19 protein-coding genes and 1 tRNA gene are annotated in these 23,274 nt (G+C 37.1%); 7 read left to right on the forward strand and 13 right to left on the reverse strand.

The annotated features are described in order from the left end of the window. Positions 1-156: 156 nt before the first annotated feature. On the reverse strand, positions 157-1,920 hold the full coding sequence (locus tag ACSLUO_RS10645; RefSeq protein ID WP_448248518.1) for a sensor domain-containing diguanylate cyclase: 1,764 nt from the start codon (positions 1,918-1,920) through the stop codon (positions 157-159). A 673-nt stretch (positions 1,921-2,593) separates the two neighbouring features. Between ACSLUO_RS10645 and ACSLUO_RS10650 the strand changes: the two genes are divergently transcribed. The 3 genes from ACSLUO_RS10650 (at position 2,594) to ACSLUO_RS10660 (ending at position 6,970) form a co-directional block, all read left to right on the forward strand. After that, positions 2,594-4,351 carry a purine-cytosine permease family protein gene (locus ACSLUO_RS10650; protein WP_448248519.1) on the forward strand — a complete coding sequence of 586 codons (1,758 nt, stop codon included), beginning with the start codon at positions 2,594-2,596 and terminating at the stop codon, positions 4,349-4,351. Between the two features lie 154 nt (positions 4,352-4,505). Continuing rightward, entirely contained in the window at positions 4,506-6,050 is a 1,545-nt protein-coding gene (locus ACSLUO_RS10655) for a mannitol dehydrogenase family protein (RefSeq protein WP_448248520.1), read from the forward strand. Further along, a complete protein-coding gene (locus ACSLUO_RS10660; protein WP_448248521.1) occupies positions 6,050-6,970 on the forward strand; it encodes a carbohydrate kinase family protein in 921 nt (306 codons plus the stop codon). Before ACSLUO_RS10655 ends, ACSLUO_RS10660 begins: the two co-directional genes overlap by 1 nt. Positions 6,971-7,438: 468 nt before the next feature. Here ACSLUO_RS10660 and ACSLUO_RS10665 read toward each other — a convergent pair whose 3' ends face one another. The 7 genes from ACSLUO_RS10665 to ACSLUO_RS10695 form a co-directional block, all read right to left on the reverse strand. Further along, positions 7,439-8,398, reverse strand: a complete 960-nt coding sequence (locus ACSLUO_RS10665; RefSeq protein ID WP_448248522.1) for a sugar-binding transcriptional regulator — start codon at positions 8,396-8,398, stop codon at positions 7,439-7,441. 15 nt (positions 8,399-8,413) lie between these two features. Next, positions 8,414-9,109, reverse strand: a complete 696-nt coding sequence (locus ACSLUO_RS10670; protein WP_448248523.1) for an HAD family hydrolase — start codon at positions 9,107-9,109, stop codon at positions 8,414-8,416. Between the two features lie 297 nt (positions 9,110-9,406). After that, a complete protein-coding gene (locus ACSLUO_RS10675) occupies positions 9,407-10,426 on the reverse strand; it encodes an ABC transporter ATP-binding protein (RefSeq protein WP_448248524.1) in 1,020 nt (339 codons plus the stop codon). A gap of 11 nt (positions 10,427-10,437) precedes the next feature. Further along, positions 10,438-11,268, reverse strand: a complete 831-nt coding sequence (locus ACSLUO_RS10680; protein ID WP_448248525.1) for a carbohydrate ABC transporter permease — start codon at positions 11,266-11,268, stop codon at positions 10,438-10,440. Positions 11,269-11,271: 3 nt separating this feature from the next. After that, complete coding sequence (locus tag ACSLUO_RS10685) at positions 11,272-12,144, reverse strand: carbohydrate ABC transporter permease (protein WP_448248526.1); 873 nt, start codon at positions 12,142-12,144, stop codon at positions 11,272-11,274. Between the two features lie 68 nt (positions 12,145-12,212). Next, entirely contained in the window at positions 12,213-13,523 is a 1,311-nt protein-coding gene (locus ACSLUO_RS10690) for an ABC transporter substrate-binding protein (protein ID WP_448248527.1), read from the reverse strand. A gap of 139 nt (positions 13,524-13,662) precedes the next feature. Then, a complete protein-coding gene (locus ACSLUO_RS10695) occupies positions 13,663-14,946 on the reverse strand; it encodes a hypothetical protein (RefSeq protein WP_448248650.1) in 1,284 nt (427 codons plus the stop codon). Between the two features lie 799 nt (positions 14,947-15,745). Between ACSLUO_RS10695 and ACSLUO_RS10700 the strand changes: the two genes are divergently transcribed. The 4 genes from ACSLUO_RS10700 to ACSLUO_RS10715 all read left to right on the forward strand — a co-directional run bounded on the left by ACSLUO_RS10700 (position 15,746) and on the right by ACSLUO_RS10715 (position 18,300). Next, positions 15,746-16,336: a Crp/Fnr family transcriptional regulator gene (locus ACSLUO_RS10700; RefSeq protein ID WP_448248528.1), complete on the forward strand. Its 591-nt coding sequence runs from the start codon at positions 15,746-15,748 to the stop codon at positions 16,334-16,336. 114 nt (positions 16,337-16,450) lie between these two features. Beyond that, entirely contained in the window at positions 16,451-17,077 is a 627-nt protein-coding gene (locus ACSLUO_RS10705; RefSeq protein WP_448248529.1) for an NAD(P)H-dependent oxidoreductase, read from the forward strand. A 1-nt stretch (position 17,078) separates the two neighbouring features. Further along, positions 17,079-17,522, forward strand: a complete 444-nt coding sequence (locus tag ACSLUO_RS10710) for a DMT family transporter (RefSeq protein WP_448248530.1) — start codon at positions 17,079-17,081, stop codon at positions 17,520-17,522. A gap of 1 nt (position 17,523) precedes the next feature. Continuing rightward, positions 17,524-18,300 (forward strand): GNAT family N-acetyltransferase, encoded by a 777-nt coding sequence (locus tag ACSLUO_RS10715; RefSeq protein WP_448248531.1) that lies wholly within the window; start codon positions 17,524-17,526, stop codon positions 18,298-18,300. 87 nt (positions 18,301-18,387) lie between these two features. On the opposite strand, the gene ACSLUO_RS10720 is transcribed toward ACSLUO_RS10715, so the two are convergent. From ACSLUO_RS10720 to ACSLUO_RS10740, 5 genes are all read right to left on the reverse strand, one after another. After that, positions 18,388-18,477, reverse strand: a tRNA-Ser gene (locus tag ACSLUO_RS10720). 116 nt (positions 18,478-18,593) lie between these two features. Further along, a complete protein-coding gene (locus tag ACSLUO_RS10725) occupies positions 18,594-19,316 on the reverse strand; it encodes a tyrosine-protein phosphatase (protein WP_448248532.1) in 723 nt (240 codons plus the stop codon). Positions 19,317-19,337: 21 nt separating this feature from the next. Further along, positions 19,338-21,533 carry a GumC family protein gene (locus ACSLUO_RS10730; RefSeq protein WP_448248533.1) on the reverse strand — a complete coding sequence of 732 codons (2,196 nt, stop codon included), beginning with the start codon at positions 21,531-21,533 and terminating at the stop codon, positions 19,338-19,340. Between the two features lie 22 nt (positions 21,534-21,555). Next, positions 21,556-22,077 carry a polysaccharide biosynthesis/export family protein gene (locus ACSLUO_RS10735; RefSeq protein WP_448248534.1) on the reverse strand — a complete coding sequence of 174 codons (522 nt, stop codon included), beginning with the start codon at positions 22,075-22,077 and terminating at the stop codon, positions 21,556-21,558. Beyond that, complete coding sequence (locus ACSLUO_RS10740) at positions 22,077-23,240, reverse strand: outer membrane beta-barrel protein (protein WP_448248535.1); 1,164 nt, start codon at positions 23,238-23,240, stop codon at positions 22,077-22,079. The genes ACSLUO_RS10735 and ACSLUO_RS10740 overlap by 1 nt, the downstream gene beginning before the upstream one ends. Positions 23,241-23,274 lie beyond the last annotated feature (34 nt).

A 23,274-nucleotide genomic window follows, 5' to 3' on the forward strand; every position in this document is an offset into this window, starting at 1 on the left:
TCGGTTTTAATCGATTTAGCGGCTTGCTTCGCAAACGCTTCAAGTTCTTTCTTATTCATAGTCTGCCTATCCTAAACCCTACATGGGTATTAATGATAGGCAGTTACACAGATTTTGTTACAGGGTCCTTTTTAATCATTGCTTCAGTAACAAAATCTATGCATCTAACGCAACTTCACGATGATATTCTGCAAAAATCTGATTTTTTCCGTTTTGCTTAGCAATATAAAGTGCTCTGTCAGCTTCATTAATCATCATTTCAAAATTATCTAACGTTAGCGGCGCATTTTTAAAGTTACCGGCATAAGTACCGGCAACACCAAGACTCGCCGTAATAGACAAAGGCACTTGATTAATAGTAATACTAAGTGTTTGAATTGCTAGCCTTATACGCTCCGCCTGAACAAGTGCTTGTTCTTGTGATGTTTCAGGTAAAAACACAATAAACTCTTCCCCGCCCCATCGAGCAGATATATCACCTTTTCGACAAGTATTACTTATACATTTTGCAACGTCATGTAAGACTTTATCGCCAGTATCGTGACCGTATAAGTCATTAAACTTCTTGAATAGGTCAATATCAATTAACACAAAAGCTGCATCTCGTTGTTCACGAATAATAGATTGCCAAATCGGCTTGGTTAAATACTGAAAACCACGACGATTATTGAGTTGCGTTAAAGTATCTGTTCGAGCATATGTTTCTGCAATTAATTTATCAAATTGCGCCATTCGAAATTGTCTGGCTAAAATAACCGCCAATAAAATAGCTTCAAAGGCCATTCCTGCTTCAATCGCTTTAAAAGTATAATCATTATAAGGAACCACAACGCCGGCAACCGCTAATGTAGTTACTGTAATGCATATAGCCGCAAGAACTGACGAGAATAAAAAAATACGCGCAAATGCTATTTTTGCATATAACGCCCGAACGCCCATCACAATAAAGAAAATAACAAAAGTGGTGTTTAATATAAATGCTAAGATTAATGAGATAAAAAGTTGATTTAAAATAAAGCCAACTAGCATAGCTATTGGAATAATAACTGTCGTTCGCCAAACAAATTTATCTAAACTTGGTGCGTATTCTTTTGTCATTAATAATACCCGCGCAAAATGTAAGCCCGCTACGCTATAGGTGATCATTAAAAAGATATTTAACCAATCTTGAAAATACGCGCCAAAATCGTAAATAATAAAGGTATGTAATAACCCAGTATATGACAGGCTATTTAACACAAAACCAATGAGATACGCGCTGTATAAACCATATTCTATTTGACGAATACCAAAAAACAGCACTAAGTTATAAAGTGCTAATGCCAGCATAATTCCGTATAACACCCCATATTGATATCCATTAGCGATATCATTATCTATTGCTTTTTTAATGGAACGTAATTTTACCGGTACGGCCATAGGGCCTTTTGTTTCAATTCGAATAAAAACCTCTGTTTGCCCTTGCAAAAAAGCATGTTCAAACGCATAAAACCGATATGGCATCGGCCTTTGTTCAAAAGGAAATGCATCTCCACCGGGGATATGTTGAATAACCTCTCCTTGGTATACTAGCCAAGTATCAATATAATCTAACCATGGTGTTTCAACCGCTAAACGATATTTCTGTGCCAACTCACTCGTATTATTTACGGTAAACTTCATCCAAACAGGCGCAACATCTAAGCCTAATGATATAGAATTACTGGTGCCTTTTTTTGTTGATGAAAAATTAAAAGTATCACGCGCTTGAGCTAACGTTAACTTACCACGTGATTCTTGGAAATAATGAGTGTGTTTCCCTAATGAGCCTTCACTGATTTGAGGAATATCAAAAGTATCTGCTTTAATGACCGGACTGAATATAAAAATATGCACTAAAAAAAGATAGAACAATAAAAAACGAAATGTTAACTGAGGCATGAAAACACTAACTCCGGGAGGCCAAAATTTTAATAAAACGGTGCAAGATTAAGGCGTATAAAATATTTATAAATTAAAGACTAAATAATCCGTTATTCGATAATGATGATTTTTGCACACTAGCACTAATTTAAAGCTAGATATTTGTACACTGGTACCAATCTAAAACCAATTATTTGCACACAAGTACTAATTTTAGATTGGTAATTAGTATAGTTAAAATAACTTAAAACACAATAAAATCAGCTCAGCCCATCAATATAACCCACACACTTTTTAGCTGATTTTTAGAATCAATATCCACACCATGAGATGATGATAACGTTGAAATAACGTGACTTTCCAATGATAAGCAATAAATCATTTATAAATCCACCTTGCTTAAACGCAATTAAATATCTGAATAACATATAGTTTTTATTTTAACGTAAAAATTTCTAATGTAATTTTACTGATCAACACTGATTAATAATTGACATCTCAATACCTAAAATGAGATTATGCCCACATAAAGAGCTAATGCCCAAAATGAATAATAAAATAGTTTATCTGTTCACGGGTATTAATAATTATTTTTCATATAACCGAAATTGATATTAAACCAACAATATCAATTTTAATAATAAAACACTTTTCACCCGCCATTATACGGTGGTGATGTAAGGAAGGAACAATGGCCAATATTCAAAGAGAGCATTCATTTAGCCAGATGAATGAAGAACAAATGCCTGTTGCCAAGAATAAACTGCATGGCTGGAAACATTTTGCTGGTTTATATGCTGGTGAACATGTAGCCGCTACTGAATTTGTAATTGGAGCGACTTTTGTCGCATTAGGGGCTGCTACCAAAGATATTCTATTAGGCTTATTAATTGGTAATTTATTAGCCATGATGTCGTGGTGGTTATTAACCGCTCCTATTGCGGTTGAAACTCGATTAAGTTTATACAACTACCTTAATAAAATTGCTGGTAACTCAATGACTAAGCTTTATAACTGGGCTAATGTCGTGATATTTTCAGTGATCTCCGCCGCGATGATCACCGTCTCGTCAACTGCGGTTAGATTTTTGTTTGATATTCCTGCCCAGCTGAATTGGTACCCAAATAGTTTTTGGTTTGTTGCTATTGTACTAGCGGTTGGTTCAATTGTGGTCTTTGTTGCTATGTATGGTTTTTCAACCGTGGCTGACTTTTCTAAAATTTGTGCTCCTTGGTTATTTGTTATTTTTATTGCTGGTTCTTTTACTTTATTTCCTGCGTTATCTAATCACGTACTGGGAACAACAACCTTATCAGGTTGGGAAGATTTTATGACCATAGGTGATAGCTCCATTTGGACAGGTTTTACTGGCGATGGCGAAAAAGGTATAGGTTTGATAGAAGTTATAGGCTTTGCATGGGCAGCTAACTCTATTACCCACTTTGGTTTAATTGATATGGCAATATTCCGTTTTGCAAAACGCAAGAGTTATGGTTTATTTTCTGGTGTCGGCATGTTTTTCGGGCATTATCTAGCTTGGATATCAGCAGGTATTATGGGCGCAGGCGCTGCGGTATTATTAAAAACCACCATTACACAACTTGATCCAGGTGATGTTGCTTATCATGCTTTAGGTTTAACGGGATTTGTGATCATTATTATCGCTGGCTGGACAACAGCAAATGCGAACTTATACCGCGCCGGATTAGCAGCTCAATCTATATTTGTTAATCACTCTCGTGAAAAAACCACTGCGGTAGTAGGTATAGTTACCGTAATTATTGCTTGTTTTCCATTTGTATTCTCACAAATGTTACCGTTATTAACTTATGCAGGGTTATTAGTCGTACCGGTTGGCGGCATTGTATTTGCTGAGCATACCTTATTCCCTAAAATAGGCTTAACGCGTTATTGGGCAAAATATCAGAATATTTCAAGAAGCATTCCTGCGATTGCTACATGGGCACTCGCTTTAGTGTTCGGTTTTGGCTTAAATGCTTTAGACGTTATGTCGTTTTATTACTTATTTATTCCGACATGGATTTTCAGCATTGTCGTTTATACCCTATTAGCGAAAGAATATGGCGCTGATAAAAATTACAGCAAAGAAATTGCAGCAGAAACACTCGAGCAAGAGCAAATAATAACGTATCAGGAAAAGCTAGCAATTAATGACACTCCATTTGTTCAAGATACCCGCGTATTAAGTAAATTATTAAATACAGTATCAACGGTATCTTTATTAATTATTGCCGCTTTTGCTTCCCAAGTGATGTTTTTTAGCTCAACCATGGAAATGTATGACGCTAACAAAGCTCAATTTGAATTTTACTGTTTCATCTTAACCATTGTTTATTTTATCAGTTCATATATCGCCTTAAAACGCCAAAAAGCTCTGAACTGCAGTAGTGCTGACATTGAAGTAAATTCAGCAAAAGCGATCAGCTAACTAGGCGCTGAGCAAAGTAAAAATAAAACACGCGCCATTGATTGTTATTTACCGTATTAATCAATAGCGCATATAACATCAGTGAAATTGGGTCGCCAGATAGACTGGCTACCCCGTGATATATAGGTTAAACCCTATTTAGTAAGGCCAAAACATGACTAACATTGCCCAAAACAACAAACAAACACATTCGTTAAATCAACTAACCTTAGCTGATTTACCTAACCATATTGATATCCCCACTTATGATCGTAGCCAATTAAAAGCAGGTATAGTGCATATTGGCGTTGGTGGTTTTCATCGCGCCCATCAAGCAATGTATATCAATGAATTATTAAAAACACCAGGCTCTGAACAATGGGCCATTTGTGGCGTTGGTTTATTAGAAAACAATCGCGCTTTACGTGACATTTTAGTCAAACAAGATTATTTGTATTCGTTAGTCGTTCGCCATCCTAATGGCCAAATCGACAATAAAGTCATAGGGTCGATGATCGACTTTATCTTTGCGCCTGACAATAAACAACATGTTATTGATAAAATAGCGCATAGCGATACCAAAATTGTTTCGTTAACTATTACAGAAGGTGGCTACAACTTACACCCTACAACTGGTGACCTTGATTTAGACAACCCAGGTATTGCACATGACATTGCTAATCCTAACGATCCAAAAACTGCTTTTGGCTATATTGCCGCGGGTTTAAAACTGCGTAAAGCGCAAGGCATGAAAGCGTTTACTGTGCAGTCTTGTGACAACATCCAGCACAATGGTGCTGTAACGCGTAAAATGTTGCTTACTTTTACCCAGCAGCAAGATCCTGAGCTGAGCCAATGGATTGCCGCGAATGTTGAATTTCCAAATGCGATGGTAGATCGTATAACGCCAGTAACAACTCCAGCTGATATCGAATACGTAACAAATACGTATGGCTTAATTGATGAATGGCCGATTACTTGTGAGTCATTTTCGCAATGGGTTATTGAAGATAACTTTAGCGATGGCCGCCCTAACTGGAATTTAGCCGGTGCACAATTTGTTAGTGATGTAACACCATTTGAAAAAATGAAAATCCGCTTATTAAATGCAGGTCATTCGGTATTAGGTTTATTAGGTTCTATTCATGGTTACGCGACCATTGATGAAACGGTTTCTGATCTTGATTTTGCCGAATATTTACGCGCTTTTATGGATTTAGAAGTAACACCGTTATTAGATGAACTTGACGGTTTAGATTTAAACCAATATAAAGATACCTTAATTGAGCGTTTTTCAAACCCAAATATTAAAGACAGCTTGGCACGTATTTGCTCAGAAAGCTCAGCAAAATTACCAAAATTTTTACTCGCTACTATTAACGAAAACTTAGCAGCTGGTCGTGATTGCTCATTAGCCATTTTGGTTATTGCTACTTGGTGCTTATATAGTGATAAACAAGTAAACCAAGCAAATATGCCATTAGATATTCAAGATGCCATGCGCGACGAGCTAGCTAAATATGCTCAGCAAACACCAAATGATATGTTTGCCTTTTTAAAAATTAACAGCTTATTTGCCAACTTAATAGAACAAAAGGCCTTTAGCCAAAAATATGCTGCCGCCATTACCGCTTTATATTCGCCAAGCAGCAATATTAAAAAAATAATGGCACAAACCCTAAATCATAAACGTACTCATACTGTCGCGGAGGCCTCGTAATGAATAGCTTATTTATCAATCATAAAGCGCCAAGCGACATTAGTATTAGTTGTTTTGGTGAAATATTATGGGACTGTTTTGCTAGCGGCAAACGTTTAGGTGGTGCGCCACTGAATGTTTGTTTAAGGTTAAACTCACTCGGTATCAAAGCACAAATGTTAAGCGCCGTCGGCAACGATGCTCTAGGGCAAGAATTAATTGATATTATAAAACAACGTCAACTCAATACTGATTTTATAACAATAAATCCCGAGAAAAAAACCAGTACTGTGGAAGTTACATTAAATGATAGCGGCTCAGCATCATACGAAATTGTTGCTGATACGGCTTGGGATAATATTGCCTTAACACCAGCACTAATTGAACAAGTAAAATCGTCAGATATTTTTGTTTTTGGTAGTTTAATTGGCCGTGAGCAAGTGTCATTAAATACCTTAAAGCAACTAATAGGTATTGCTCAATTTAAAATATTCGATGTTAATTTACGCAAACCACATTATGATTTAGCCATGTTAATTGAGCTAATGAAGGCCGCTGATTTCATCAAGCTAAATGATGATGAATTATATGAAATAGCCCATGCCATGGGTTCAAAATTTAATTCATTAGAGCAGAACTTAGAGTTTATTGCCGAGCAAACCAATACGCCTTATATCTGTGTGACTAAAGGTAATCATGGTGCTTTACTGAAAATTAATGATAAAAATTATTATAACTCTGGTTACTTAATTAACGTGGTTGATACTGTCGGCGCTGGCGACTCATTCTTAGGCTCCTTGATTTATCAGCTATGTAATACCACAAATGCTCAATACGCAGTTAACTTTGCCTGTGCTGTTGGCGCTATGGTAGCACAAAGCCACGGCGCAACACCTGAATTGCCAATGCAAGATATTGAACAGTTTATGAATCCTAAATAACCTGAGTTCGGGATAATACCAATCCGTATAAGAAAATGATCGCTTAGCGAGAATTTAAAGGCACAGAGGCAAAGCATTGATTGAAGACGAAACCATGGATGGTGGAGGTAGAGCGACTCAGGAGACAAAGCCGAGAATGGTTATTCTCGGTAACTGCTCCTGCGTTTCCCTAATGTTCAACATCCATGTGGGAACGTATGCGCACCATGATAACTGCACAAAATTTATTGGATGTAGAATATCTATCTCTTCACAAATTTTGTTTATTCTAATGCCGCCCATACCGTTCTATGTGGTTCTATGTAAGCACTTTTTTATACGGAATGGAATAACAACTTGCTTGCTTTGGAGCTAAAAAAAACCACAGAGCTCATTCTGTGGTTTTTTATAAATAAGCAGATATTTTTATCTAGAAAAATAAGAGCAGTGGCTTAAACTTTAGCTTAATTTAACCCGCCTAACTAAAACTTAATCAATACTTAATAAGCGCTCTGCCGTATATTCATTGGTGATCAAACCGGTAATAAGCTTAGATCTTAATGCGCCAAGTATGGCAAAAACCTTCTCTTCACCCGCTGCAATTGCATATACAGGTTTATCAGAATTAACTTTCAACGGGGTACTCGCAACTCGGTCGTTAACCGCACAATCGAGTAAATTACCTTTAACGTCAAAAACCCAGCTAATTAATTCACCAACCGCGCCCTTTTTTTCTAACTCTGCTAATTCAGCTTCCGTAATAAAGCCATCTAAGTGCAGTGGTGAATTTAAACCTAAATTTCCAACTCCCACAAAGGTTACATCCGCTTTAGCGGCTAACGCTAAATTTTTAGCTATGTGCGCTTGCGCATGTAATTGCTCCTTTACTTCCTTGCTAACAGGTAATACCGGCAATGGCATTGGGTAATGTTTAGCGTTAATGTGTTCTGCCATCCGCATAACCACATCATATGATGAAGCGGAGCCATCCGATGCTATATTACCGAGTAACGCCACAATTTGATGTTGCTCACAATTCATTAAAGTCAGTTCTTCTACGCAAGCTCGCAAAACCCGACCGGTGCCCATTGCAAAAACTTTTGATTCGGCTGATCTTAAATGTAGCTCCATAACACTAGCACCCGCTTGTGCTAAGCCTAAAGTCGACGAGGGTTCAGCACCATCACTTGGTACGACGCGACAAAATTCTAAACCAAACCGTTTTTTTAGTTTTTCTTTAAGATCCATACACTTTGCAATTGGATGCTCTAGCCTAACTTTAATAAGTTCTTCACTAACAGATAATGCAACCATTCGCTGCGCCGTTTGACGCGAAACATTGAGTTTTTTGGCAATTTCTTCTTGGGACTTACCTGCAACGTAATACATCCATCCGGCTCTTGCTGCATCGTCTAACTTTCTTACTTCTGAATTAGAACGCTTTACCACGATTTACCTCTCAATTTAAAATGATGAACTAAGCGAAGGAAACATCTCAAATAACTGTTCCCAATGATCTATTGTACTAATACCCTCAGACAACTGGGTAGTAATATTTCTATTTTTCATATGGCTTGCACCCGCAAACCGAATAACCGGCATATTTGCCGCCAAAGCGCCTTTGATCCCTACTTGAGAGTCTTCTATCACTAAGCAATTTTCTGGTGATACCCCCATATTTTTTGCCGCATGTAGAAATAAATCTGGGGCTGGCTTACCTCTTTTTACTTCAGATGAAGTAAAAACTTTGCCAGAAAAATAATCACTAAGACCGGTGTAATGCAAGGAGTTTTTTACTTTTTCTGGGCTACCACTCGTGGCCACACATGATTTAACTTTTAGCTGTGCTAACAACCAAGTTAACTGTTCAGTCGGTTTTAGCTCTTCAGCAAAGGTATTGATCAATTGCCCGCGAAAATTTTCACGAAACTCTGCTGTTAACGTGACGCCAAAATCCGCTAACACTTTAGCCGTGACATGTTCAAAATTAAACCCTAAAAAATGGCGATAAAAATATTCATCAGAAACATCTGCCCCCAGCTTAGCAAGCATTTTAAGTAAAACACGTTTACTCAAAACTTCACTGTCAACTAGAACACCATCGCAATCAAAAATAATTAATTCAATATTATGGTTAAGTGCAGGTTGAGTCTGATTCATGGTAATAGCCTTATTGAATTTATCTTGTGGTAAATGCGTTTCGCTTGCTCTTGATGTTAGTTCTGATGTGCAGGAAAATAAAAACATCCATGCTATTAATGCTATTAGTATTCCAAAGATATCATTGATTTGCAAAAACACCGCCATAAACTTACCACTAAAATGTAAGTTTAATTAAGCTCGTTGTTTATGATGTGTTGGTAAAATTATCTTCAAACTTATAATCAATATTTTAATGCTAGCACTGCAAATAACTTATTGTAGCAATGCCAGCATTAAATTAGTTCTGCAGCTGTTCTAAGCTATCGCAGCTTCTTTATTCATGGTGATCCCTGATTTATCAAAATGAAGTATTTTATGCTCGTCTGCACTTAAATAAATAATGTCACCATAATTTAAAGTACAATCGCCATCAGCCTTCACCGTAAAGGTTGCCCCTCCTTCAACTTGTACATGTAAAAAAGTTTCAGAGCCAAGGTGCTCTACCACCCCAACCTTACCTTTCCAAATACCTTCATCTTTTGATATTTTTAAATGTTCTGGGCGAACGCCAAGACAGGCTACTTGATCATCATCAGGTTCTGCTATTTCAATAAAATTCATCTTAGGTGAGCCAATAAAACCAGCAACAAAACGATTTACGGGCTTGTTATATAACTCTAATGGTGTGCCTACTTGCTCGATAATGCCGGCATTAAATACGGCAATGCGATCCGCCATAGTCATGGCTTCAACCTGATCATGGGTAACATAAATCATGGTAGTGGCTAAACTTTTATGTAATTCTGAAATTTCTAAACGCATATTAACCCGTAACGAGGCATCTAAATTCGATAACGGTTCATCGAATAAAAACGCGGATGGTTGACGTACAATCGCACGACCTATCGCAACACGTTGCCGCTGCCCGCCCGATAATTGCCCCGGTTTACGATCAAGATAAGAACCTAAGTTTAAAATTTTTGCTGCATTTGCTATTTTTTTCTCTATTTCATCTTCGCTGACTTTGGCACGTTTTAGTGGAAAAGCGATATTATTACGTACCGTCATATGCGGATACAAAGCATACGATTGAAATACCATTGCTAAGCCTCTTTTCGCAGGCGGTGTTGCGGTTGCATCTTGACCATCTATTTCAATGGTGCCGCTGGTGGTATCTTCCAATCCGGCAATCATGCGTAATAACGTTGATTTGCCACAGCCCGATGGCCCAACAAAAACGATAAACTCACCATCTTTAATTGCTAGATCAATTGGTTTAATGACATTGACTTTACCGAATGACTTTGTCACTTGCTTTAATGTAATACTGCCCATTTTAAAATCTCCTATTTAACTGCGCCGAAACTTAATCCGCGCACTAATTGTTTTTGACTAAACCAACCAAGTATTAAAATTGGCACAACGGCCATTGCAGAAGCTGCAGATAACTTGGCATAAAATAACCCTTCAGGACTTGAATAACTGGCAATAAATGCCGTTAAAGGGGCAGCATCAGCGGCGGTTAGGATCAAGGACCAAAAGGCTTCGTTCCACGCCAAAATAACATTTAATAATAAAGTTGATGCGATACCTGGTAAGGCTATGGGCAAAAGCACATGAAATATTTCATCCGCGATATTAGCGCCGTCCATACGTGACGCTTCTAAAATTTCATTAGGAATTTCTCTGAAATAGGTATAAAGCATCCATACCATGATAGGAAGGTTAATCAACGTCATGACAATCACCAAACCTAACTTAGTATCAAGCAGTTCTAAATCTCGAAATAATAAATAGATTGGAATAAGCACACCAACTGGCGGCAACATTTTGGTTGATAACATCCACATTAATAAATTTTTTGTCCGTTTAGTTTGAACAAAAGCCATTGACCAAGCTGCAGGAATAGCTATCAGCAAACCAAGAAGACTTGAACCAAGTGAAATGACAACGGAATTCCAAAAATGATCAAAATACGGCGATCTCGCTAACACATCCTGATAATTTTCGAGTGTCCAATCAAACATAAACAAGCTAGGCGTGGCTGAAATTGCTTCCGCTTCGGTTTTAAAGCTCGTGATCAAAGTCCATAATATTGGAAAAAATATTAAGCTACTGATGCTCCAAGCTAAAAAGGTATAAATGAATTTGGATTTTTTACTATTATTAATCGCCATAATTTAACCCTCCAAGTTTTTGCCAATTAAACGCATTAAGAAAATGGCCACTATATTGGCAATAATCACCGCAACAATACCACCAGCCGAGCCGCCACCAACATCAAACTGTAATAAGGATTGCGTGTAAATAAGATAAGTAATATTGGTTGATGCATAACCTGGCCCACCACTTGTTGTTACTAATATTTCAGCAAAAATAGACAATAAAAAAATGGTTTCAATTAAAATAACGGCAGTTATTGCCCGTGATAAATGGGGTAAAACAATGTAAAAAAACTTGCTGAATGGGCCGGCACCATCTAAATCCGCCGCTTCGAGTTGCTCACGATCAAGTGACTGTATCGCCGTCAATAATATTAAGGCAGCAAATGGCAACCACTGCCAAGAAACAATCATGATGATCGACAACAAAGGAATTTGCGCGAAAAAATCAACAGGTGTTACACCTAGCCAAGTAGCAAAATGGGCAAATAAACCATTTACTGGGTTCATTAACATATTTTTCCACACTAGCGCAGACACGGTAGGCATAACAAAAAATGGCGCCAATACCATGATACGAACATAATTACGGCCCCAAATAGCCTGATCTAGCAAGATAGCTAAACCAATACCGCCACCTAAAGTGATCAGCAGAACCCCGCCAACCAGTAATAATGTATTAAAAAAGGATTCAATAAACGCAGGATCGGTCAAAAAGAATTCGTAGTTTAATAAACCAATAAATTCTTCTGTACCCGGACTAAGTAAATTGTAATCTAAAAATGAAAAGTACAATGTAATACATAGCGGTACTAACATCCAACCTAACAGTAAAATAACTGAAGGAAATAACATTAAACGCGCTAGCGAACGTGAGTTTGTTGTAGCCATAACCTAAACCTTATAATAAGCCTTAAACCTGGGTAAGTTAGAAGCACTTACCCAGCCTAAATAAACAGTTACTTTTTAGGGTATCTAGCTTTACGCATCGCACGTTCAACTAAACGCTGTGAACTTGCTAAAGCTTGCTTGACTGTCATTTGTCCAGTTAATGCCGCAGAAAATTGCTGACCAACTGCTGTACCTATGCCTTGAAATTCAGGAATAGCAACAAACTGAATACCCACATAAGGTACCGGTTTTACCGTCGGATTAATTGGGTCGGCAGATTGAATTGAATCTAACGTGATTTGGGCAAATGGAGCGGCCTTCATATATTCAGGGTTATTGTATAATGACGCTCGTGTTCCTGGAGGCACTTTAGCCCAGCCTTTTTTCTCTGCTACTAATTGAGAATATTCTTTTGAGGTGGCCCAGCTAATAAACTTCATTGCTGCGCTTGGTTTTTTACTACTCGCGGGAACCGCTAAGGTCCATGACCACAACCAATTACCGCGTTTTCCTAAACCATTATCTGGTGCTAACGCAAAGCCAACTTTATCAGCAACTTCAGAATCTTTTTCGTTAGTAACAAAAGCACCAGCAACAGTTGCATCAATCCAAATGCCACATTTACCGGTTTGGAATAAAGCTAAGTTTTCATTAAAACCATTAGCTGAAGCGCCAGGAGGTCCAGATTCTGCCATAACTTCAACATAATATTGCAAAGTGTTGTGCCATGCTTGCGTATTAAATTGTGGTTGCCAATTTTCATCATACCAACGAGCACCAAATGAGTTTGACATTGCGGTAATTAACGCAACATTTTCGCCCCATCCAGCTTTACCACGTAAACAAATACCATAAATGCCCGCGTCTTTATCTGTCATCGCTTTTGCTGCTTCGCGAATAAAAGTCCAGCTTGGCTTTTTAGGCATTTCAAGACCGGCTTGTTTCATTAAATCAGTACGATACATCACCATCGAGCTTTCACCATAAAAAGGCGCAGCAAAAAGCTTGTTATCAATAGTTAAGCCACTTCTAATCGCTGGTAATAAATCATCGACATCATAGGTAGCACCAAGGTTATTGAGCTCAGTTAACCAACCTTGCTCACCCCAAATAGGGACTTCATAAGTACCAATAGTCATAACATCGTATTGACCACCACGTGTTGCAACATCGGTCGTAACTCGTTGGCGGAGAATATTTTCTTCTAACGTTACCCATTTAAGCGCTATATCTGGGTTTTTCGCGGTAAAATCATCACTCAATTCTTGCATGGTGATCATGTCACCATTATTTACCGTTGCTATAGTAATGGTTTCTTTTGCCACAACGGCACTCATGGTCATAACACCACAGGCCAACATCATTAATTTTTTCATCATCGTCCCCTCACTTAAAAGTGAATTTCTTACTTAACCGTGTTAAATAAGGTTATTCTTATAGTAGTAGAAAAAACCGACCTACCTTTTTATTTGACTAGGTCGGCTAGGCTAAATAAGCCGAGAGATTTCGGCCTCTAGCCTAAAACTTGACTGATATTTCAGACGTAAAACCGTCAAAACCAGCACCAATTTGGCCACCTGAGTTAACACCTTCTTCTTGGTTAACATATTCAAATTTCAACAAGGTTTTATCGTTAAACCAGTAACCTGCAGCTACTTGTAGTCGTTCAACTTTATTGTCGATTTGTTCGATAAGTTTAGAAGTGTTTTCAGCTTCAGAATAACGAGCTGCGACATAAAATTTATTTGGCACAATGTACTGCTGTGCTTCTAAAGTGAAATATTCCACTGACGACTCACCTTTAATTACACTAACAGAATCAAAGGTAGTGCCATCAGCATCGGCAACACCATCAACGCCAAAATAGGTAATTCCAGCCACCGCATTACCGGCAGTATCAGCAAAAGTATAATCATCACTAGATTTACCAATCATGAAAATAACACTCGTTTCAGGTGTTGGTTGATACGCTAAGTTAAGTTGCATAATTGACTGATCTAGCCCCGGCATAGCACCTACATGAGTATCACGTTCACTAGAGGGAGAAGCAGAAAAGTTATAATTCTCTCCATCACCAAAGCGATAATTGGTCGTTGTTACTCCTGCAAGGCTAGCAACGCCATCTTCAAAACGTAATTGATCCCCCTGATTTGCTTGGAAAAAATTTAAACCGGCTTTAAAACCACCAGCAAATTCAACCGTACCTTGAAGCCGATAGTTAAAGCCTCGGTCCTCTTGAAAAGCCTCTCCAAAACTTGAAGTAGTCATATGACCCGCAATATTAAAGCTACGAATTGCACCGCTATCAAATGATTCGCTATAACTTAATTGGGCGCCGTTTTCCGCAGTTGCATAATCAGTTATACCGTTACCAATCAGGGCATTACCTTGGTTGTCTGCACCATCTTGAAAACCCTTGAATTGAAAAGGAGCTGCGCCAATATTGCCAAGACGAAGTGTTAAATCTGCATTGTCTCGGGCACGACCCGAAAGACCCAGCAGTTCAAATTCAATGCCGGCAAAATCTTGGTGAAATGAAAAATCACGGTCGCCATTATTACCAAAATCATTTGGCTCTTCGGCAATATCAACATCAGCTGTAATATGTTCAGTAATATGAAACTTAAATTGCAAATTAACTCTTAGACGGCCAAAACCAGAAGACTGCTCCTCATCTACCGGACGAAACGCACCATCTTTTGCTTGAATAGCTTGGTAATTTTGCAGCGCTAGAAAATTAACTTCGGCCAAGCCATCTAGAAATTCAGCTGCTTGTGTATGTGCCGACGTTGATGCAGCCATTACAGCGGCAGCAAGTATCCCTAACTTAGCGAATTTAGATGTTGTTCGAGAATTCTTACAGATATTACGACTTTTTGAATTCGACATACTCTCCCCCTTATTTGCTTTTGATGAAACTAGATTTTTTTGCATATTTATCAACATAGTAAGCCCTTATTTCTCATAGTTTTTTTATGGTTTTTTTATAATTTTTTTGTGTTTTTACAAAGTGATTAAGTAAAGACTAAAGGCATCAAATTCGAATACGATCGAAACATTGTTATAACAATACTTTGATAACGAACAACAACCATTAGACCTCACACTGAGCAAAATTAAACAAAAGAGCTTTTGCTCACTACTAAGGCATAATCCCACAGTTGACTTTATAACGTCAACCGCTTTATTCAAAAAACAAACAAATAATGAAAGACGGAAAAATAAAGACAATAAAATCATAATGTTAAAAATACAGATATATATTTAAGTAAAGCTTTAATTGTTAATGCGGTGTCAGGGCAAGCAAAAATTGTCATTGAAATAACAAAGAGGAGTCATTAAAAGTATAAAAACAAAACCAGATTTTGAATATATCCGAAATTATGTTTACTAATTATAAGAGTAAATATTAGGTGAGATAGTGATCGAGCTAAGCACTGAATTGAAATTATTTTCAACTTGATACAGATAACTTATTGGTACGAATTGTTTTTGGTTTATATATTTCAAAGCATCAATTAACCCAAAAAAATTTATCTAATGGTAAATTTTTTAATACGGCGCTATATTATTGATTTATTGTTAGAAAATTTCTTTTTATATGTCAGATAAATCCGCAGCCTTTAAAGCGTTAAGAGCAACACTAACTTCTTATGCGCCTATTAGTGATGATACATGGCATGATTTTAAAGCATTTTGTCAAGTTAAGTCGCTCAGCAAACAAACGATGCTTTATGCACTTAATACTATACCAACCTCATATGCTTTTATTTACCAAGGCTTAGTCAGGTGTTTTTCCTGCGATGAAAAAGGAAATGAATATAATAAAATGTTTTTTGATGAAGGCATGTTTCCCGGTGCTATGACTGCTTTATTAACATCAACACCTACTAAACTTGCCTGTGAAACTTTAGAAGATTCGATCCTCGTTGAAATTGACTTTAAAGCTTACCGTCAGTTAATGATAAAAAATGATGAGCTTAAGCTTTTTCAAATTTATTATTTAGAAAAAAATTGGCTGCTAGCAAAAGACGCCCGTGAAATTCAAATGGCACAAGACGACGCCACTGCACGATATTTACACTTTGTTAAGCAATATCCCACCCTTATTGATCGCTTACCGCAGTATCAAATTGCCGCGCACCTTGGTATTACCCCAACACAGTTAAGTCGCATTAGAAAAAAACTTTAATTCATCAACCTATGTAAATGAATGTTAAAACACTGCTCTTTAAAATGGTCATTCCGAGTGAGTAAAGAGCACTTGCTCAGTTTGTATTAATTAACAAAATAAAGAGTAAATAACATGACCTTATTACCTGCATTACAATGGCGATATGCTGTTAAGCAATTTTCCCAACAAAAAGTTCCAGCACACCAACTAAAAACACTGCTTGAATCCACACGTTTAAGCGCATCATCTTATGGTTTACAACCCTATAAAGTCATTGTGGTTGAATCACCAACGACCAGAGCACAATTAGTACCCTACTCCTACGGCCAAGATAAAGTCGCACAAAGTTCACATTTAATCGTATTTGCTGCACATCGCCAAATTGGTGATAGTACCGTTGATCGTTATATTGACAAACATGCACAAATTACCAATAAAACGCCTGAGCAACTCAATAACTTTGCAATGCACATGAAGTCGGCACTTAAACAAAAAAGTGATTATCAAAAACAGGAATGGGCGCACCAACAAGCCTATATCGCACTCGGCAACTTTTTAACCTGCGCCGCGGCAATGAAGATAGACAGCTGTCCAATGACAGGTTTTGACCCGGCAGGCTATGACCAAATACTGGCATTAAAAAAACACAGCTTAACCACAACTGCCATCTGTCCTATTGGTTATCGTCATCAAGATGATGTTCAAGCCTTCACGCCTAAAGTAAGATTTGATTACGATGAATTTGTGATGACAATTTAACATGAGTATTTTAGCGCTTTTTGCAATAGCGGCGGGGGCTGCTATTGCAATACAAGCTACCATGAACGCTCAACTTGGTGTTGTACTTAAAAACTCAATACTGGCAACTTGTATCGCCTTTTTATTGAGTTTTATGATCACCGTCATTGCATTGTTACTCACTACAACACAATACCCGAATATTGCAGAACTAAAATCTGTGCCGGCATATTTATGGTGTGGTGGCATTTTAAGCGCATTCGGTGTTGCTATGTTTTATGTTTTAATTCCTAAAATGGGCGCAGGTAACATGATGTCTTATGCTTTAACAGGACAACTGTTAATCGCACTTTTAGCAAGCCACTTTGGTTGGTTTAACTTACCAATAAAATCAATTGATAGTATTAAAACAATCGGCGCCATACTACTGATTATTGGTGTTGTATTAATTAATTGGAGAGCCTGAAATGTTAATAAATCAAGCCAATATTGATAACCTTACACATTTATGGAAAAAATACGGTACACGGACCCTTAAATTAAAAACAACACAAAATGAACGCCAAAGTAGCTTATTACATATCAACCCCCATTGGCCGTACCGTTGTTGGTTTGATGAACCTTACCTACGGCAAAATACGTTAGCACTTGTGTCTTTGCCTCCATCAACCATTTATCCGGTTTGGCCGAACTTTTCTGTAAAGACAAAACAAACACTAGCCGAACAACACAAAATTGAGCGGGAATTAAGTAGCAATAACTGGCGCTGTATACTCGAACAAACGGCAATGTTTTTACCCTTAAATCAACAAACAACGGCTGAATTAGTAAACTACCATTCAGCACCAACAAACTTTAACGTTAAAAAACTAACAACAGTAACAGAGTTAGCCTTATGGCTTAATATTGCCAGTAAAGCTTTTGGTTATGCGATTGAACAACTTGTCTTTGAAAAGTTAATGGCTGAGCAAGATAGCCAAATATTACTCGCTTATGATAATAATGTGCCGGTTGCGACTGCACTCTTGTTTAAAACAGACAATATTATTGGCATCCATCAAGTCGCCGTTCACCCAAACATGCAAGGGAAAGGCTACGCTCGTATGTTAATGAAAGCTTTAATAAACAAAAGTTATGAATGGCAAGGATCACACATTGTTTTACAAGCATCAGCAGCAGGTAAACCGTTATATGATAGTTTAGGTTTTAAAAACCAGTTTTTAATTAAATCTTATCAAAAATAACAATTAACAAGCATGGCTATAGAAATTTAACGCTTGAGAAAGCAATAAAGCTGAGTACCCTTACAGATACTCAGCTTTATTTTAATATGGCGGTGAGCGAGAGATTCGAACTCTCGTTAGGGATTAACCTAAACACACTTTCCAGGCGTGCGCCTTCAGCCACTCAGCCAGCTCACCATAGTGCTTTATTACTTAGAAATCTACGGTTCGTAATATAAAGCGGCGCTATGGTAAGAAAAAAACGCTTATTAAGCAAGGTGAATTTTGAGGTTCAATAGAATAAGGTTAACGGTTTAATTAATCAGAGTAATTAGCTGCTTAGGATTATTTAAAACTAAATCTTCTACATAGCTATCATTAGTGACTGAGCAAGCTAATATAGCAGCTTCGTTCAGTAATGGAGGCCTTCTTTTTACGCTGTGTGCGTCACTTGCCATAAACTGGAAAACTTTTTTTTCTAAGAGTTTATGTGCAAATAATCTAGCGGCATCGCCAAAATGACCTAATAAAGAGCTAGCGGTTAACTGAAAAAGGCAACCGTTTTGTAGCAATGTATTTAATAAATTAGGGTTCTGTTGTAATTCACGATTACGTTCAGGGTGTGCAATAACTGTAATGATATTATGTTTAGCCAACCACAGAATTAAATTATCAATTCCTTTAGGTACATGGCTATGAGGCATTTCAAGCAACAATACGTCATTCCCGTGCCAACAACCAATAAAAGGTAATAACCTCTTCTCTACTAATGGCATTATATCAGGACTAACTCTTACTTCTGCCCCTAAATGTAGCTTGATTGGAATAGAGTACGCTGTTACCTTCTCTGAGAATATATTAAAAGCGTGTAACAAACGTTCCATATTATTATCAAAAATACCTAAATGTATATGCGGTGTTAATATAACCTCGGTAATACCGTTGTTATTTGCTAATTCAAGCAAGGCTATCGACTCACCCATATCTGCTGGGCCATCATCAATCCCAGGTAAATAATGACAATGAATATCAATCATATCAGTATATTACAATTATATTTATGCATAACCATATTGATCATAATAACCTTGATAACCTTGATAGTTGTCTTTTTTACTCATATCCACTTTATTCAACACAACACCTGCAATATTGGCATTAACAGACAAAAGTTTATCAAGCCCCTGTTGAGCCAATTTACGCGCTGTTTTATCCGCACCAATAACATAAAAGGTTAAGTTGGAAACTTGAGAAATAACTAAGGCATCACTAACAGCTAAAGAAGGTGGTGTGTCAATAATTATGCGATCGTATTGTGAAGTTAACTGGTTTATTAATTCAGCAAAGCGATCTGATGATAACGCCTCTAATGGATTTGGTAACATAGTACCTGCGGTTAATATATCAATTCCTGACTTATTATCAGTAAATACACATTCTGTAAAACCGTCTGTTTGCGCCAAAATATTTGATAAACCATGAGTATAAGGTGGTAAATCAAAGTTTTTATCGATGGACGGCCGTCTCATATCAGCATCTATAAGTAATACTTTTTCCATATGAGCCATAGCAAAAGATAAATTAATTGCGGTAGTGGTTTTCCCTTCATTTGGCTGAGCAGAGGTGACGCTAACAACCTTTGCTACTTTATCTATATAAGTTAATGAAAAGTTAGTTCTCAATGTCCGTAACGCTTCAGAAAAACAGTGATGATGACTATCGTAAAAACTGTATAACGAAAAAGGTTGTTTAGCTTTTTTATCTATTTGCGGTATTAATCCTAATAACCGTTGGCCCAGTTTATACTCCACATCTTCTGTAGTTTTAAAGCGATCATTATTAGCATCAAAAATAAAAGCAACGATTGCGCCAATGGCTAAAGATGACATAAAAACTAACGCCAAAATCATTACCTTTTTAGGTTTACTTGGCTGAATCGGTACAGTAGCATGATCCGTAAATTTAGCATGTGCTGATTCAAAATCAGCTGTGATCGAAGTCTCCTTTGCTCGTTCTAAAAAAGTGTCGTATAACTTTCTATTAGTGCTCACCTCTCGCGCTAATCGGCGATACCCATTATCAAGTTGTTCATTACTTAAATGCACATTTCTGGTTGATGCTATTTTTTCATTTATATCTTCAATACGGCTTTTAGATGCAGTCACTAATTTACCAGAGTTTTGAGACAGTTTATGTATTTCATTTGCAACACGACCTTCAATTGAGGCGAGCTCCGCGTAAGCTGAAATAATTTTAGGGTGTTTAGGCCCATAAACTTCACTAAGTTCAGAAAGTTTTAATTCAACATTACTTTGATCCCGCTTTAAATCTTGGATCGTACGATTGCTTGTTACCATATTAAGTGCTTCCAATACAGATAAACTATTGCTACTCGGCTTTTTCACAATGTCATAAATACTTTGCGCTTCACTTAACACTTTTTCTTCTTGTACTAATTGTACTTGTAATGCTTTTAAACGCTGACCAGTTAAAGCATTCACTCCATCAACGACTGTTAAATTATTATTTTGAGTAAAATCTTGTAGCTTACTTTCAGATTCCCTTAGGTTTTCTTCAAGTTCAGTGATCCGCTCGAACAGCCAAAACCCCGCTTTTCTAGTCCGATCATTTTTATCAATAATATAATTTTTTATATACTCCTCGCCAATGGTATTGGCCACTAACGCTGCCAATTTAGGGTCTTTGGATTCAAAACTAATATTCACTAATTGTGTTTTTTTTATCGGTGTTACATTTAACCTGCTAGAAAAGTTATTTAGAACACTTTGCTTTTTAATATTAGCTTTGAGTTCATCACTCATCAGCTCATTTTTTACTAGACCTAACCTTGTTTTAAGCAAAGTTGTAAAACTCGCCTTATCTGGGTTTACCACAAATTCTTTGTGATTCATCAAGCCTAATTTTTGGATTACTTGCTCCGATAAACTTTTCGACTTTAATATTTCAAATTGTGTCAAAAAATATTCTTTTTGAGTGGTGTTCAAACCATAAACATCTTCAATTGAAACCGCTTTAGCCGTTTGCGCTTCAATTAATAATGTTGCCGTAGCCTTAAAAATGGGGGGAGATTTAGCTAGAGATATTGCTGCAATAAAAGCTATCAATAAAGCAAAAAACAAAATAGCAAACCGATACCGCTTTAATACCAGCACGTATTGATATAAATCAAGAGGTTGATTCTGCAATGTTGCCGCTATTAAAGGAGCGTTTATCCGTTTATTCATATCACTCATAGGGAGATCCTTTTTCCATCAACTAAAAAAAACGCTTTTCAATGTATAACGTATCTCCTGGTGTAATACTTGACGATAAGTTCACCATTTTTTTGTTAGCCTCAACATCCGTTTCAGCTACTAAATACAATTTATCTTTAGCTGCCCTTTCCGTGAATCCTCCAGCCAATGAAATGGCTTTATTAATATTAAGTCCTGGTTCGTAAGGGTAACCGCCCGGTTTTTTCACCTCACCATGCACATAAATATTACGATACTTCACAATACTGACTGAAACTGTAGGGTTAACTAAATAATCACCTTTGAGACCTTGATAAATCATATCTTCAAGTTGTTTTTTAGTTAAGCCAACGGCTTTTATTGCGCCAACAAAGCGATAATTTATATTGCCATCTATTGATAACAATGTTTTAAGATGTAAATCTGGTTGGCCAAAAACAACAATTTCAATTTCATCACCTGCACCAAATTTATAGGCTTGCTGAGCGTGAGCTTTTAAACCTAACAAGCTCATGAATAAAAGGATGATTACAAGGTATTTCATTAGTTCACTCCTACCTTAATATTGATACTGAAAACATTTTGTTGATAACGATATTGACTATCTGATGATTGTTGATGGACATTACCAAAACTCATATTCAACGCCATATGGTGGTTTAACAAATACCACAATGAAAAGTCACTACTATTTCTTTGGTCTTGTCGATATATATCACCGGTCAGCTTTTCACGGGTATGATCAAATTTAATCACAGCTTTAAGATCATCGATAAAAGAATATTCGGCTTTAACCATATAAACACTTTCTTTAATATAATCACCAATTAAGTTAGGATCACGCGCTTGCCGCTTTGTTTCAATAATAAGCCGGCTATATGAGCGTAATTCATAATCAAGTTGTGCTGTCCAAGAAAGTCCGCCAAAATCACGCCTTTGTTCAGATAAAAAGTCTTTTTTTTGCCAGCCTACTTTAATGTAGCCGGCGCTTAATCCAGTTAATTTCCAACGCACACCAGTGAGCAATTGATAGTTAACACTGTCTCGCAATAAATTATTGCTATTGTCTTTAGCGAAAACCTTATCATTTTTTAATAGCTCTACGCTTAGTTCACCGCCGGCTCCTGATTGATAATAAAATCCTGTACTATAGGAGATCATGTCATAATTTCTTGTCATAAATTGTTGGCTATCATATTCATGTATTAACATTTTCACGTTAAACACCAATCTCCCTGTGCTTTGTTTATCACCGTAATTAAATTGAGATGACATAAATTGCTGATGAAAAGTCAGCGGCTGCTCTGTAATTAAAGCATGTCCTTGTGTTAAACCTTGCCCTCTGTGTTCATGTCCCGCTGTATAAGTGCCTGAAATAAGCAAAGACGCGGGCTCAAACAATTGCAAAATAGCTTCACCCGAAATGTGTTGATCAAAATAATTATCCGCCGATGAACTAGCATAATCGCCTTTATCAAGCTCGCCAGTTAACTGATAGCGATTAACGCCATCATCCAATTGAGCTAATAGTTGGGCAGACATTACAGTAGCAAAAGTGCTGGTTAACTCCGTATTCTGCAATAGTAAGTTATCATCATAAAAGCTTCTAAATGACAACATAGGCACAAGGTTTACCCCATTATCAAACTCAACAGCGCCCATTTTTAAATTAGCTAAAGCAGAGTCCATCACTGCGACAGCTAACATTAAGACTCCAATACGAATAAACATATAGAAATAT

Source organism: Thalassotalea agariperforans (assembly GCF_053470345.1).